General features: G+C 69.7%; 9 protein-coding genes. 7 read left to right on the forward strand and 2 right to left on the reverse strand.

Going from position 1 to position 13,559, the window contains the following annotated elements; all coding sequences use genetic code 11:
* Positions 1–3 precede the first annotated feature (3 nt).
* The 6 genes from J2Y58_RS16695 (at position 4) to J2Y58_RS16720 (ending at position 8,091) form a co-directional block, all read left to right on the forward strand.
* Complete coding sequence (locus tag J2Y58_RS16695; protein WP_310105535.1) at positions 4–1,254, forward strand: MFS transporter; 1,251 nt, start codon at positions 4–6, stop codon at positions 1,252–1,254.
* A gap of 42 nt (positions 1,255–1,296) precedes the next feature.
* Positions 1,297–3,789 carry a DNA topoisomerase (ATP-hydrolyzing) subunit B gene (gyrB, locus tag J2Y58_RS16700; RefSeq protein ID WP_310105538.1) on the forward strand — a complete coding sequence of 831 codons (2,493 nt, stop codon included), beginning with the start codon at positions 1,297–1,299 and terminating at the stop codon, positions 3,787–3,789.
* A 141-nt stretch (positions 3,790–3,930) separates the two neighbouring features.
* Positions 3,931–4,092 (forward strand): hypothetical protein, encoded by a 162-nt coding sequence (locus J2Y58_RS16705; RefSeq protein ID WP_310105541.1) that lies wholly within the window; start codon positions 3,931–3,933, stop codon positions 4,090–4,092.
* 7 nt (positions 4,093–4,099) lie between these two features.
* On the forward strand, positions 4,100–4,582 hold the full coding sequence (locus J2Y58_RS16710; protein ID WP_310105544.1) for a GAF domain-containing protein: 483 nt from the start codon (positions 4,100–4,102) through the stop codon (positions 4,580–4,582).
* 137 nt (positions 4,583–4,719) lie between these two features.
* On the forward strand, positions 4,720–7,140 hold the full coding sequence (locus J2Y58_RS16715; RefSeq protein WP_310105546.1) for a TonB-dependent receptor: 2,421 nt from the start codon (positions 4,720–4,722) through the stop codon (positions 7,138–7,140).
* A 72-nt stretch (positions 7,141–7,212) separates the two neighbouring features.
* Positions 7,213–8,091: a PEP-CTERM sorting domain-containing protein gene (locus J2Y58_RS16720; RefSeq protein WP_310105549.1), complete on the forward strand. Its 879-nt coding sequence runs from the start codon at positions 7,213–7,215 to the stop codon at positions 8,089–8,091.
* A gap of 215 nt (positions 8,092–8,306) precedes the next feature.
* On the opposite strand, the gene J2Y58_RS16725 is transcribed toward J2Y58_RS16720, so the two are convergent.
* A complete protein-coding gene (locus J2Y58_RS16725) occupies positions 8,307–8,792 on the reverse strand; it encodes an Lrp/AsnC ligand binding domain-containing protein (protein WP_310105552.1) in 486 nt (161 codons plus the stop codon).
* Between J2Y58_RS16725 and putA the strand changes: the two genes are divergently transcribed.
* Positions 8,728–12,513, forward strand: coding sequence for a trifunctional transcriptional regulator/proline dehydrogenase/L-glutamate gamma-semialdehyde dehydrogenase (gene putA, locus J2Y58_RS16730; RefSeq protein WP_405053116.1), 3,786 nt, complete (start codon positions 8,728–8,730; stop codon positions 12,511–12,513). The genes J2Y58_RS16725 and putA overlap by 65 nt on opposite strands.
* Positions 12,514–12,645: 132 nt before the next feature.
* Here putA and J2Y58_RS16735 read toward each other — a convergent pair whose 3' ends face one another.
* The gene (locus J2Y58_RS16735) at positions 12,646–13,542 is read right to left on the reverse strand and encodes an alpha/beta hydrolase (protein ID WP_310105556.1); all 897 of its coding nucleotides are present in this window, start codon (positions 13,540–13,542) and stop codon (positions 12,646–12,648) included.
* Between the last annotated feature and the right edge of the window lie 17 nt (positions 13,543–13,559).

A 13,559-nucleotide genomic window follows, 5' to 3' on the forward strand; every position in this document is an offset into this window, starting at 1 on the left:
GCGATGCCCGCCGCGCCGTCCTCGCCGAATCGCCACGAATGGCAGCGCGGCTGGCCGGTCGTGCTGGGCGCGGTGATCGGCAGCGGAGCCGGGCCGGCGCTGTTCCAGAACCTGTCCAGCCTGTTCGTCCCCGGGCTCGGCGCCGAGTTCGGGTGGAGCCGCGGTGCCATCGCCACCGCCAGCGGGCTGGGCTTCGCGGGCAGCCTCGCGGTGCCGCTGCTCGGCCGCCTCGTCGATCGCATCGGCGTGCGCCCCGCGATCGTGGGGTGCATGACGCTGCTCGGCGCCGCCTATCTCGGCATGGCGGTGCAGACGGGGGCGCTGTGGCAATACCACCTGCTCGTCCTGTGCCTCGCGATGACGGTGCCGGGCACCAGCGCGCTCGCTTACGGCAAGCTGATCGCGGCGCGCTTCACGCTCCATCGCGGGCTGGCGCTGGGAATCGCAACCTCGGGGCTGCCGGTCGCGACCCTGCTGCTGCCGATCGCGCTGGAGGCGGTGATCGCCACCTGGGGCTGGCGCGGCGGCTTCGTGGCGTTGGCGATCCACACCACGCTGATCGCGATGCCGATCGCGCTGCTGGCGATCCGCGGCGCCGACCTGACCACCCGGCCCGATCCGGCCAGCGCCGCCGCGCGCACGCCGGTGCAGGGCGTCACCGCCGCGGAGGCACGCCGCGATCCGCGCTTCTGGCGGCTCGGGCTCACCGGTTTTTTCACCAACCTGGGCACCGTCGGCTTCGTCACGCAACTGGTGCCGTTCGGCATCGATCGCGGGCTGACCCCCGTCGACGCCGCGCTGCTGTTGACCGCGTTCGGCGCGTCGCAGATCGCGGCCCGCGTGGTATTCGGCGCGCTGATCGACCGCTACCGCCCGCAACGCATCGCCGCCGCGGTCGCCCTGGTTTCCGCGGCCGGCTTCGTCTTCCTCCAAGTGCCCGGCCTCGCGCTGCCCGCGCTGGCGGCCGGCGTGTTCCTGGCCGGGGTGATGAACGGTGCCGAGAACGACCTCTACCCGTTCTTCGCCGCGCGGCTGTTCGGGTTGCGCGCCTATGGCGAGATCTACGGCACGCTGATCGTCATCGCGCTGGCCGGCAGCGGCGCGGGCATCGTCGGCTTCGGCGCGCTCCACGACGCGACCGGCGGCGATGCGCTGGCGCTGGCGCTCGCCGCCGCCGCGCTGGCGATCGCCGGGCTGCTCTACGCCGGCCTGCGCGACCGCGCACTGCCCCCGCCGGCCGCCGCCGCATCTTAGGTTTCCCTTTCGCTACAGCCCCGCGATGCCTATAGGATCGGCATGGCAGAACAGCAGAATACCAGCGAATACGGCGCCTCTTCGATCAAGGTCCTGAAGGGGCTGGACGCGGTCCGCAAGCGTCCCGGCATGTACATCGGCGACACCGACGACGGCTCGGGCCTCCACCATATGGTGTTCGAGGTGAGCGACAACGCGATCGACGAGGCCCTGGCCGGGCACTGCGACCGCATCGACATCACGCTGAATCCCGACGGCTCGGTCAGCGTCACCGACAACGGCCGCGGCATTCCTACCGGCATCCACCCCGAGGAGGGCGTGTCGGCGGCGGAGGTCATCATGACCCAGCTGCACGCCGGCGGCAAGTTCGAGAACACCAGCGACGACAACGCCTACAAGGTCTCGGGCGGCCTGCACGGCGTCGGCGTCTCGGTCGTCAACGCGCTCTCCGAATTCCTCGACCTGACGATCTGGCGCGACGGCGAGGAGCATTACATGCGCTTCGCGCACGGCGACGCGGTCGCACCGCTGAAGGTCGTCGGCCCGGCGGAGGGCAAGAAGGGCACGCGCGTCACATTCCTCCCCTCGCCCGCCACCTTCAAGATCACCGAGTTCGATTTCGACAAGCTCGAACACCGCTATCGCGAGCTGGCGTTCCTCAACTCCGGCGTCCGCCTGTTCCTCACCGATGCGCGCCACGAAGAGCCGAAGTCGGTGGAACTGTTCTACGAAGGCGGGATCGCCGCGTTCGTGAAGTGGCTGGACCGCAACAAGCAGCCGCTGTTCCCCGATCCCATCTCCGTCTCGGGGATGCGCGACCAGATCGGCATCGACGTCGCGCTGGAATGGAACGACAGCTATTACGAGAACGTGCTGGCCTTCACCAACAACATCCCGCAACGCGACGGCGGTACCCACATCGCCGCCTTCCGCGCCGCGCTGACCCGCACGCTCAACAATTACGCGGAAAAATCGGGGCTCCTGAAGAAGGAGAAGGTGTCGCTGACCGGCGACGACATGCGCGAGGGGCTGACCGCGATCGTCTCGGTCAAGCTGCCCGACCCCAAGTTCAGCAGCCAGACCAAGGACAAGCTCGTCTCGTCGGAGGTCCGCCAGCCGCTCGAAAGCCTGATGGCCGACAAGATGGCGGAATGGCTGGAGGAGAACCCGCAGCACGCCCGCGCGATCGTCGGGAAGATCATCGACGCCGCCGCGGCGCGCGAGGCCGCCAAGCGCGCGCGCGAACTGACCCGGCGCAAGGGCGTCATGGACATCGCCAGCCTGCCGGGCAAGCTCGCCGACTGCCAGGAGCGCGATCCCGCCAAGTCCGAGCTGTTCCTGGTCGAGGGCGACTCGGCGGGCGGCTCGGCCAAGCAGGGCCGTGACCGCCATTTCCAGGCGATCCTGCCCCTGCGCGGCAAGATCCTGAACGTCGAGCGCGCGCGCTTCGACCGGATGCTCGGGTCGAAGGAGATCGGCACGCTGATCCAGGCGATGGGCACCGGCATCGGCCGCGACGACTTCAAGCTCGACAAGCTGCGCTACCACAAGATCGTCATCATGACCGACGCCGACGTCGACGGCGCGCATATCCGCACGCTGCTGCTGACGTTCTTCTACCGCCAGATGCCCGAGATCATCGAGGCGGGGCACCTCTACATCGCGCAGCCGCCGCTCTACAAGGCGACGAAGGGCCGCTCGGAGGTCTACCTCAAGGACGATCACGCGCTCGACGATTATCTTGTCGATGCCGGGCTTGGCGCGATGGCGCTGGAGCGCGGCGACGAGAAGCTGACCGGCGCCCACCTTCGCCCGCTGGTCGAGCATGCACGGCGGATGCGCACGCTGATGCGCTACGTGCCGCGCCGCTACGATCCCGTCATCATCGAGGCGCTGGCGCTCGGCGGCGCGCTCGATCCGGAAGCGACGCGCGACACCCGCGCCGCCGCGGTGACCGAGGTCGTCCGCCGCCTCGACCAGGGCGATCACGAGGCGACATGGAGCGCACGCGTCACCGACGAGGGCGGCATCCACTTCGAGCGGCTGTGGCGCGGCGTGACCGACCACCATATCGTCGAGGCGGCGTTCCTCGCCTCCGCCGAGGCGCGCAAGCTCCACACGCTGGCCAGCGAACAGGCCGAGACCTTTGCGCACGCCGCCAAGCTGGTCCCGGTGAAGGGTGCTGCGGTCGAGGCACCGGTGGACGCCGTGGCCACCGACGAGGAGGGCGAGGACACCGTCACGGTCGGCCGCGGCGAGTCGCTGGTCGCGCGTCCGTCACAATTGCTGGAGGCGATCCTGGCATCGGGCCGCAAGGGCCTGTCGATCCAGCGCTACAAGGGGCTGGGCGAGATGAACGCCGAGCAATTGTGGGAAACCACGCTCGACCCGTCGAACCGCTCGATGCTGAAGGTCGCGATCGAACAGGCCGATGTCGCCGACGAGATCTTCACCCGCCTGATGGGCGACGTGGTCGAGCCGCGCCGCGAGTTCATCCAGGAGAATGCGCTCAGCGTCGCCAACCTCGACGTCTGACGTCCCCGCGCACGGTCGGTCGCAGCGCCGGCCGGCCGTGCGCCGGCGACAAGGCAAGCTGTAAGTGCCTGCACTCGCGACGTTTTAACGACTTGTTAAGACAATTGCGACAGACTTGCTGCCAGAATTGGAGGCCTCGCCATGACAAGCCCCGAGAAATTGCTGGCGGAATTGCAGGTGGCCACGCGACTGGCCGGCACCACGACGGATGCGCAGACCGCGCGCGACCTGCGGCGCTACGTCCGCGAACTGGAGGATCAGATGCGGCACCGCACGAGCACGACCTTCACCGTGTCGATCTGATCGCCCGATGTTTCCACCCCTGCCCCCTGACGAGGCCGCGCGGCAGCGCGCGGTCGATGCCTGCGGCATCACCCGCCGCCCCCCGAACCACGCCTTGCAGCGGATCGTCGAGCAGGCCGCGTCGCTCGCCGCCGCGCCGATCGCCGCGGTCTCGGTGGTCGACCGAAGCCGGCAATGGCTGGCGGCGCGGATTGGGATCGCGGTCGCCGAGACGCCACGCTCCGAATCGTTCTGCGCCTTCACCATCCTGCGCCCGGGCGAGCCGCTGATCGTCACCGATGCGGTGAACGATCCGCGCTTCGCCCACAATCCGGCGGTCGTCGGCAGCCCGCACGTGCGCTTCTACGCGGGCATCCCGCTGGTCGATCGCGCCGGCTTCGCACTGGGTGCGCTGTGCGTCGCCGACACCGAACCGCGCGTCGAGCTGTTCGACATCTACGACCTCAGCCACCTGGCGCGCGAGGCCGAGCGGCTGATGACGCAACACTGACCGAGATGCGGCGGCGCATGCCGCAGCGCACAAGCCCGGCTTACGTCCCGCCAAGCAAAGCCTTGCCGCCTAATCACCATCAGGGACGTAGAGATTGCCCCGACGTACTTAACGCGAAGAAGACGAAGGGGAATCGCATGCGTACCTGTCAGGCCACGCTGCTCGCCAGTGCCGCGCTGCTGCTCGCCATGCCGGCCGCGGCACAGACCGCGCCCGCGACCGGCGATGCGGAACCGGCTGCCGAGGCGCCGGCCGACAACGAGGTCGTGGTCACCGGCACGCGCGCGCCGGGGCGCAGCCGGCTCGACACCGTGTCGCCGGTCGACGTGCTGACCGGCGACGCCTTGCGGGCGCAGGGCACCACCGAGCTTGCCGATGCGCTGTCGACGGTCGCGCCCTCGATCGACTTCCCGCGCCAGGCGGCGGTCGACGGCACCGATGCGATTCGCCCCGCGACGCTGCGCGGCCTGTCGCCGGACCAGACGCTGGTGCTCGTCAACGGCACGCGCGCGCATGCCTCGGCGCTGCTCAACATCAACGGGTCGATCGGGCGCGGCTCGGCCGCGGTCGACCTCAACACGATCCCCACCGTCGCGCTCGATCGCGTCGAGGTGCTGCGCGAGGGCGCTTCGGCACAATACGGCTCCGATGCGATCGCAGGCGTCATCAACCTGCGGCTGCGTGAGGAACGCTCGGGCGGCGGCGCCAACGTCACCTTCGGCACCTATGCGACCAAATACGACGCCGCGCGCATCTCGCGCAGCGTGCGCGACGGTGAAACGGTGACGTTCGCCGGCTGGAAGGGCTTCGGCCTGGGCAGCGACGGCTTCCTGACCGTCTCGGGCGAATATGTCGCGCGGCAACCGACCAACCGCGCCGATATCGATCCGCGAGGGTCCGCGCCGCGCATCCGCGCGCGGTTCGGCGATCCCGAACTTGAGCAAGGCACGGTGTACGTCAACGCCGCGGTGCCGCTCGGCGACGGCGACTGGACCGCTTACGCCAACGGCGGCTTCCAGCAGCGCGACGCGGAAAGCGCCGCCTTCCCGCGCCTGGCCGGCATCGGCAACACCAACGCCGACGAGGTGAGCGGCCTCTACCCGGACGGCTTCCTGCCGCTGATCGGCACGCGGTCGAAGGATTATACCGCCACCGGTGGCGTGCGCGGCACGCTGGGCGCGTGGAACGCCGACCTGACGGTCAGCTACGGGCGCAACACGATCGACTTCGCGACCCGCGACTCCGCCAACACCACCTACGGCAACGCCTCGCTGCGCAACTTCGACAGCGGCTCGCTGAGCTACGACCAGCTCGTCGCCGGGCTCGACCTGGCGCGCGAATATACGCTGGGCGCCGCGGTCATCAACGTCGCCGCCGGTGCGGAATACCGCCGCGAGGGGTTCGAGATCGGCGCGGGTCAGCCCGAAAGCTACAATCGCGCACCCGGCGCCCGCGCCGCGCTGCAATCGGGCGCGCAGGGCTTCGTCGGGTTCCAGCCGGCCAACGAGGTCGACGTCCACCGCAGCAACGGCAGCCTCTATCTCGATGTCGAGGCGCGGCTGTGGGACCGCCTGACGCTCGGCGCGGCGGCGCGCGGCGAGAGCTACTCGGACTTCGGCGAGACCGCCACGGCCAAGCTGTCGGCGCGCTACGACGTCGCGCCGTGGCTGGCGTTCCGCGGCTCGGTATCCACCGGCTTCCGCGCCCCCTCGCTCCAGCAGCAATATTATACCTCGACGCAGACGCAGGTGATCGGCAATCTGCCGCCGCAGGAAACCGGGCTGTACCCGGTGTCGAGCGGCATCGCTCAGGCATTGGGCGCGCTTCCGCTCGATCCGGAGAAGTCGCGCAACTATTCGGTCGGCACGGTGGTGCGCTTCGGCGGGTTCAGCCTGACGGTCGACGGCTACCATATCCGCATCCGCGACCAGATCGCGCTGTCGGAAAATATCCTCGCCAGCGCCAGCCAGCAGGTCGGCGCGTTGCTGGCGCCCTTCAATGTGCAGGCGGCGCGCTTCTTCATTAACGGCATCCAGACCACGACCAAGGGGCTCGATATCGTCGCGGCCTATACGCTGCGCAGCGAGAGCCTGGGCAATTTCAACCTCAGCGCCGCGGCGAACCTCAACGACATCTCGGTCGATCGCGTTCCCACCTCCACCGCGGCGCTGAACCCCGCTCCCAGCCTGTTCGGGCGCAACCGCGTCCTGACGATCGAGCAAGGCACGCCGCGTACCAAGATCGTCGGCGCGGTCGACTGGCGCCGCGACGCGCTGGGCGCGACGATCCGTGCGGTCCATTACGGCAACGTGCTCCAGCCGGGGACGGTCGTCGCCAACGACTATTATGTCGGGCGCAAGACGTTGATCGACCTGGAGGGGCGCTACCGCTTCACCGACAATGTCACGCTGGCGCTGGGGGCGGAGAACCTGTTCGACGTCTATCCCGATCGCACGCCCGGAACGCTGAACAACAACGGCGTCACCGCCTTCCCCTATTACTCGCCGTTCGGGTTCAACGGGCGGCAGGTCTATGGGCGGCTGAACCTGACCTGGTAAGGGAAGGTGCATAACGCAGGTTGCGCAGCGTCCGGTTCACCCGTCCCGGCCGCGGCGCTACAGCCTGCGGCCATGCGCTTCCTGCTGTCCGCCGCCCCCACCCTTGTTGCCGCCACCCTGCTCGCCGCCGCCGCCGCGCCCGCAGCCGCCGAGACGATCCTGTTCGTCGGCAACAGCTTCACCTTCGGCGCGAACGCCCCGGTGCGGGTGCTCAACGCCGATCGCGTCACCGACCTGAACGGTGAGCGGATCGGCGGCGTGCCGGGGCTGTTCAAGCGCTTCGCCGACGCTGCCGGGCTCGACTGGCAGGTGTCGCTGGAGACTTCGCCGGGCAAGACGCTCGGCTGGCATCTCGCGGAGCGCCGCGCGCTCATCGACCGCGGCTGGGACCATGTCGTGCTGCAGGAATATAGCACGCTCGACCCCGAGCGCCCCGGCGACGGCAACGCGACCGTCACGAATGCGCAGCGTCTCGCCGATCTGTTCCGCGCCCGCAACCGGTCGGTCGCGATCACGCTCGTGTCGACCTGGACGCGCCCCGACCTGACCTTCCTGCCGGGCAAGCGCTGGTCCGGCGCGCCCGTGGCGGTGATGGCCAACGACCTGCGTCGCGCGATCGACCGTGCCGCCGCGCGCACGCGCGCCGATGTCGCGCCGGTCGGGCAAGCCTTCACCTGCGCGATCCGCAGCGGCGCGGCCGACGCAAACCCGTATGACGGAACCGACTATACGCGCGTGCCGTTATGGTCGTACGATAACTACCATGCCAGCAGCTACGGTTACTATCTGGAAGCGCTGGTAATCTTCGCGCGAGTCACGGGCACCGACCCGCTGACGCTCGGCGCGGCGGAGGGGGCGGCGGCCGACCTCGGCTTCTCGAACGAGGAGACGGTCGCCTTGCAACAGGCAGCACACGACGCGATCGCTACGGACGGCGGTTGCGGGCGGTAGCGGCGGCGGCGCGCTTCATCGCGGAGCAAGGCGGCGTCGCTATCGTGGAAACAAGAAAACGAACGAAAAACGGGGTCGTCGTATCAGCAGCCGTTATCGCCACCGCCAGCACTTCCGGCGTCATGCCAAGGTGCTCGCCTTCACCCTCGCCCTGCTCCTGATCGCGGTGGTGAGCGCGGGTCTGTGCCTCATCGCGCTCAAGTCGCACTGATCGGCTACACCCCGGCGTCGCGGATCGTCTCCATCGCCACGAAGGTCGACGTGTTCGCGACGTGCGGCAGTGACGAGATTCGCTCGCCCAGCACCTCGCGGTAGCGGCGGATGTCGGCGGTGCGCACCTTCAGCAGATAGTCGAAGCTGCTGGCGATCATGTGGCATTCCTCGACCTCCGGGATGCGCAGCACCGCGCGCCGGAACTCGTCGAGCGCAGCCTCGCGCGTGTCGGACAGCTTCACTTCGGTGAACGCGACATGGTCGAGCCCCAGCCGCGCCGGGTCGACGATCGCACGGAAGCCCAGGATATAGCCGCCGTCGATCAATCGCCGCAGCCGCACCTGGCACGGCGTCTTCGACAGGCCGACCCGCCGCGCCAGTTCGGTCACCGACAGCCGCCCTTCGGCGCGCAGCACCTCGATGATGCGCCGGTCGAACGCGTCGATCGAACCGCCTGTGGCGACTTTCGCATCCGTTCGGTCCGTCATACGCCCTCAAATAGGTTCGATCGGCGCGATACTGCCGCAAAAGCGGGCGGATCGCCAGCGCGGGATCAACTATGCTGACGGCTCGAACAAGGATCCGCCCGCGATGACCGCTCCCCTGCCCCCGTTCGCCCGCTTCGCCCCGCCGATCCAGCCGCAAAGCGCGCTGCGCCAGGCGATCACCGCCGCCTACCGCCGCAGCGAGCCCGACTGCCTCGCACCGCTGCTCGACGCGGCGACGCTTCCGGACGCCGTGCGCGCCGCCGCGGCGCAGACCGCCACCGCGCTGGTCACCGCGCTGCGCGCCAAGCACAAGGGCACCGGGGTCGAGGGGCTGGTGCAGGAATATGCGCTGTCCAGCCAGGAGGGCGTCGCGCTCATGTGCCTCGCCGAGGCGCTGCTGCGCATCCCCGACACCGCCACCCGCGACGCGCTGATCCGCGACAAGATCGCGGGCGGCGACTGGCGCGCGCATGTCGGCGACGGCCGCTCGCTGTTCGTCAACGCCGCCACCTGGGGGCTGGTCGTCACCGGCAAGCTGACCGGTAGCGTCAACGACAGCGGTCTGGGCGCGGCATTGACGCGGCTGATCGCGCGCGCCGGTGAGCCGGTGATCCGCCGCGGCGTCGACATGGCGATGCGGATGATGGGCGAGCAGTTCGTCACCGGCGAGACGATCACGGAGGCGCTCAGGCGTTCGCGCCCGCTGGAGGCACGCGGCTTCCGCTACAGCTACGACATGCTCGGCGAGGCCGCGACGACCGCCGCCGATGCCGACCGCTATTATCGCGATTACGAGGAAGCGGTGCGCGCGATCGGCGCCGCGTCGGCGGGGCGCGGCATCTACGAGGGGCCGGGCATCTCGATCAAGCTGTCGGCGCTCCATCCGCGCTACGTCCGCGCGCAGGCCGCGCGCGTCATGGACGAGCTGCTCCCGCGCGTGAAGGCGCTGGCGCTGCTCGCCAAGGGCTTCGACATCGGCCTGAACATCGACGCGGAGGAAGCCGACCGGCTCGAACTGTCGCTCGACCTGCTCGAAACCCTCGCCACCGACCCCGATCTCGCCGGCTGGGACGGGCTCGGCTTCGTCGTGCAGGCCTATGGCAAGCGCTGCCCGTTCGTCATCGACTGGATCGTCGACCTCGCGCGGCGCGCCGGGCGGCGGATCATGGTGCGGCTGGTCAAGGGCGCCTATTGGGATGCCGAGATCAAGCGCGCGCAGGTCGACGGCCTCGCCGACTTTCCCGTCTACACCCGCAAGATCCACACCGACGTCGCGTACATCGCCTGCGCGCGCAAGCTGCTGGCGGCGCGCGATGCGGTGTTCCCGCAATTCGCGACCCACAATGCGCAGACGCTCGGCGCGATCTATCAGCTCGCCGGCCCCGACTTCGCGGTCGGCGATTACGAATTCCAGTGCCTGCACGGCATGGGCGAGCCGCTGTACGACGAGGTCGTCGGCGCCGACAGGCTGAACCGCCCGTGCCGCATCTATGCGCCCGTCGGCACGCACGAGACGCTGCTGGCCTATCTCGTCCGCCGCCTGCTGGAGAACGGCGCCAATTCGTCGTTCGTCAACCGCATCGCCGATCCCGATGTCGCGATCGCCGACCTCGTCGCCGATCCGGTCGAGGTCGTGCGCCGCATGGCCGCGCCCGGCCAGAAGAACTCGCAGATCGCGCTGCCGCACGAGCTGTACGGCCTGCGCCGCAACTCCGCCGGCCTCGATCTCAGCGACGAGACGGTGCTCGCGTCGCTGGGCGAGACGATGGCCGCGCAGGGCCCGTGGCGCGCCGGCACGACCGGCACCGAGCGCGCGGTCCGCAACCCCGCCGACCACCGCGACCAGGTCGGCACCGTGCGCGAGATGACACCCGGCGACGCCGCCGCCGCCGCCCGCACCGCGCATGCCGCCGCCGGTCGCTGGGCCGCAACCTCCGTCGCCGAGCGTGCCGCGATCCTCAACCGCGCCGCCGATGCGATGCAGGCGCGGATGCCGCAGCTGCTCGCGCTGATCGTGCGCGAGGCGGGCAAGTCGATCCCCAACGCCATCGCCGAGGTGCGCGAAGCCATCGACTTCCTGCGCTATTATGCCGAGCAGGCACGCTCCACGCTCGCGCCCGCGCACCGCCCGCTCGGCGTCGTCACCTGCATCAGCCCGTGGAACTTCCCGCTGGCGATCTTCACCGGGCAGGTCGCCGCCGCGCTGGTCGCGGGCAACGCCGTCCTCGCCAAGCCGGCCGAGGAAACGCCGCTGATCGCCGCGCAGGGGATCGCGATCCTGCACGAGGCCGGCGTCCCCGCCGACGTCCTCCACCTCGTCCCCGGCGACGGCGCGATCGGCGCCGCGCTGGTCGCCGCGCCGGAGACGATGGCGGTGATGTTCACCGGCTCGACCGAGGTCGCACGGCTGATCCAGAAGGAACTCGCGGGACGCCTGCTCCCCGGCGGCGCGCCGATCCCGTTCATCGCCGAAACCGGCGGACAGAACGCGATGATCGTCGACTCCTCTGCGCTCGCCGAACAGGTGGTGGCGGACGTGATCGCCTCCGCCTTCGACAGCGCCGGGCAGCGCTGCTCGGCCTTGCGCGTCCTGTGCCTGCAGGAGGAGGTCGCCGACCGCACGCTGGCGATGATCCGCGGCGCGCTGCACGAATTGTCGATCGGTCGCACCGATACGCTGGCGACCGACATCGGCCCGGTCATCACCGCCGAGGCGCAGGCGAACATCGAACGCCACATCGCCAAAATGAAGGCCGCCGGCCACCGCGTCGAGCAGGTCGCGCTGTCCGGCGACACCGCCCACGGCACCTTCGTGCCGCCGACGATCGTCGAACTGAGCGACATCGCCGAGCTGGAGCGCGAGGTGTTCGGCCCCGTCCTGCACGTCGTGCGCTTCCGCCGCGCCGACCTCGACCGGCTGATCGACCGCATCAACGCCACCGGCTACGGCCTCACCTTCGGGCTGCACACCCGCCTCGACGAGACGATCGCGCACGTCACCGCGCGCGTGAAGGCCGGCAACCTCTACATCAACCGCAACGTCATCGGCGCGGTCGTCGGCGTGCAGCCGTTCGGAGGGCGCGGGCTGTCGGGCACCGGGCCGAAGGCGGGCGGACCGCTCTATCTCGGCCGCCTGGTCACCGGCGCCGACCTCCCGCCGCCGCTGGTCTGCGACCACGCCGACGCCGCCGCGCGCGACCTGGCGATCGCGCTGGAGGCGCGCGGCGAGCAGGCCGCGGCGACCCGCGTGCGCGCGGCGATTGCGGCGTCGATGCTCGGCGCCGAGGCCGAGCTTGCCGGCCCGGTCGGCGAGCGCAACCTCTACGCGCTCCATCCGCGCGGCCGCGTCCTGGCGCTGCCGCAGACGCGCGACGGCCTGCTGGAGCAGCTCGGCGTCGCGCTGGCGGCGGGCAACGAGGTAGTGGTCGCCGACGCCCCCGCGCTGCACGACACGCTGGCGATCCTGCCCCCTACCGCCGCGGCGCGCGTGCGGGCGACCGACGACTGGCGGCGCGAACCCGCCTTCGCCGGCGCGCTGATCGAGGGCGACCCCGCGCGGGTCGCCGCGGCGCTGTCCGCGCTCGCCGACCTCCCCGGCCCGATCGTGCTGCCGCAGGCGGCGTCGGCGGGCTACCGGCTCGACTGGCTGGTCGAGGAAGTATCGACCTCGATCAACACCACCGCCGCCGGGGGCAATGCGAGCCTGATGACGTTGAACTGATGGCGGCGATGAAGGGGCGGCTGCGTCGGCCGCCCTGAAGCGCCCTCAAGTTGCTGGTGTCTCGTCTTTACGGGCCGGCGGACGCAAACGTCTTTACCGCAGCCGATCAGGAAACGGGAAAGGAGCGCGGGCCTACGGGCGTCGCGGCATAAGGTTGTCGGCAACGAACCTTACGACTGCCTGACCATTCGGCGTCTTTGGCGTGACGACATCGAAGTGGTTGGCATTCGGGGGCGTCAGTGTTTGTACCGTGTCGCCGCCCGCTTTGGCAGCCGCCACATAGGGGCGCATCAGGTCCGCAAGGTCGCTCAGCACGAGAAGCTGGGGCATGCCGAGCGGAAGATGGTCCTGTGGTGAGGCAAGCCGATATTCTGCCGGCTTCTGCGATGGCGTTCCTCCCATCAGGGGCACGATGACCGGTCGTCCGCAGACCTGGGCGTCGAGGCCGACGAAGGATGCCAGCGTTCCGGGCCCATCGATCGCGGCGACCGCGATCGGGCGCACCCTGGCATTGCTCCAGGGCTTCATCAGCCGGGGACGCGACGCTGCCCACAAAGCGAAATAGGCGCCTGCCGAATGGCCCACGAAGGCCACGCGCTTCATGTCGAGCTTGTAGCGCGGCGCAACGTCGGCAAGCTTGTCGATAGCGGCCGCGACATCTTCAAACGTCCCCGGCCATCCCCCGCTCGGGTCGCCGACGCGGCGATATTCGATGTTCCACGTCGCATATCCCCGCTCGGTCAGTGCATCGGCGAACGCAGCGATGCCCGACCGCTTGTCGACACTGGACATGAAGCAACCGCCATGGATAACCACGGCAACCGGGAACGGGCCCTTTCCCGTCGGCAAGCGCAAGTCAGCCACTTGCAGTTCGCTCGAGCCATAAGCCACCGTCGCCATCGGCCTCGACGCCTTCGCGCCGGCCGCCTTGTAGACCCGCTCCGGGTCGGCCTCTTGTGCTCGAACCGGAACCGACGTCGAAACCGATGCGATAGCGACGCACAGTAGCACGCCTGCAACAGACTTCATGACCTTCCCCCCAATGC

Origin of the sequence: Sphingomonas sp. BE138, from assembly GCF_031456125.1 — a bacterium.
Lineage (GTDB): Bacteria > Pseudomonadota > Alphaproteobacteria > Sphingomonadales > Sphingomonadaceae > Sphingomonas.

What these genes read in the sequence shown, in the direction of transcription:
- J2Y58_RS16695 (WP_310105535.1), top strand. Translation starts at nt 4, where the DNA reads ATGCCCGCCGCGCCGTCCTCGCCGAATCGCCACGAATGGCAGCGCGGC.
- gyrB (WP_310105538.1), top strand. Translation starts at nt 1,297, where the DNA reads ATGGCAGAACAGCAGAATACCAGCGAATACGGCGCCTCTTCGATCAAG.
- J2Y58_RS16705 (WP_310105541.1), top strand. Translation starts at nt 3,931, where the DNA reads ATGACAAGCCCCGAGAAATTGCTGGCGGAATTGCAGGTGGCCACGCGA.
- J2Y58_RS16710 (WP_310105544.1), top strand. Translation starts at nt 4,100, where the DNA reads ATGTTTCCACCCCTGCCCCCTGACGAGGCCGCGCGGCAGCGCGCGGTC.
- J2Y58_RS16715 (WP_310105546.1), top strand. Translation starts at nt 4,720, where the DNA reads ATGCGTACCTGTCAGGCCACGCTGCTCGCCAGTGCCGCGCTGCTGCTC.
- J2Y58_RS16720 (WP_310105549.1), top strand. Translation starts at nt 7,213, where the DNA reads ATGCGCTTCCTGCTGTCCGCCGCCCCCACCCTTGTTGCCGCCACCCTG.
- putA (WP_405053116.1), top strand. Translation starts at nt 8,728, where the DNA reads ATGCGCCGGTCGAACGCGTCGATCGAACCGCCTGTGGCGACTTTCGCA.
- J2Y58_RS16725 (WP_310105552.1), bottom strand. Translation starts at nt 8,792, where the DNA reads ATGACGGACCGAACGGATGCGAAAGTCGCCACAGGCGGTTCGATCGAC.
- J2Y58_RS16735 (WP_310105556.1), bottom strand. Translation starts at nt 13,542, where the DNA reads ATGAAGTCTGTTGCAGGCGTGCTACTGTGCGTCGCTATCGCATCGGTT.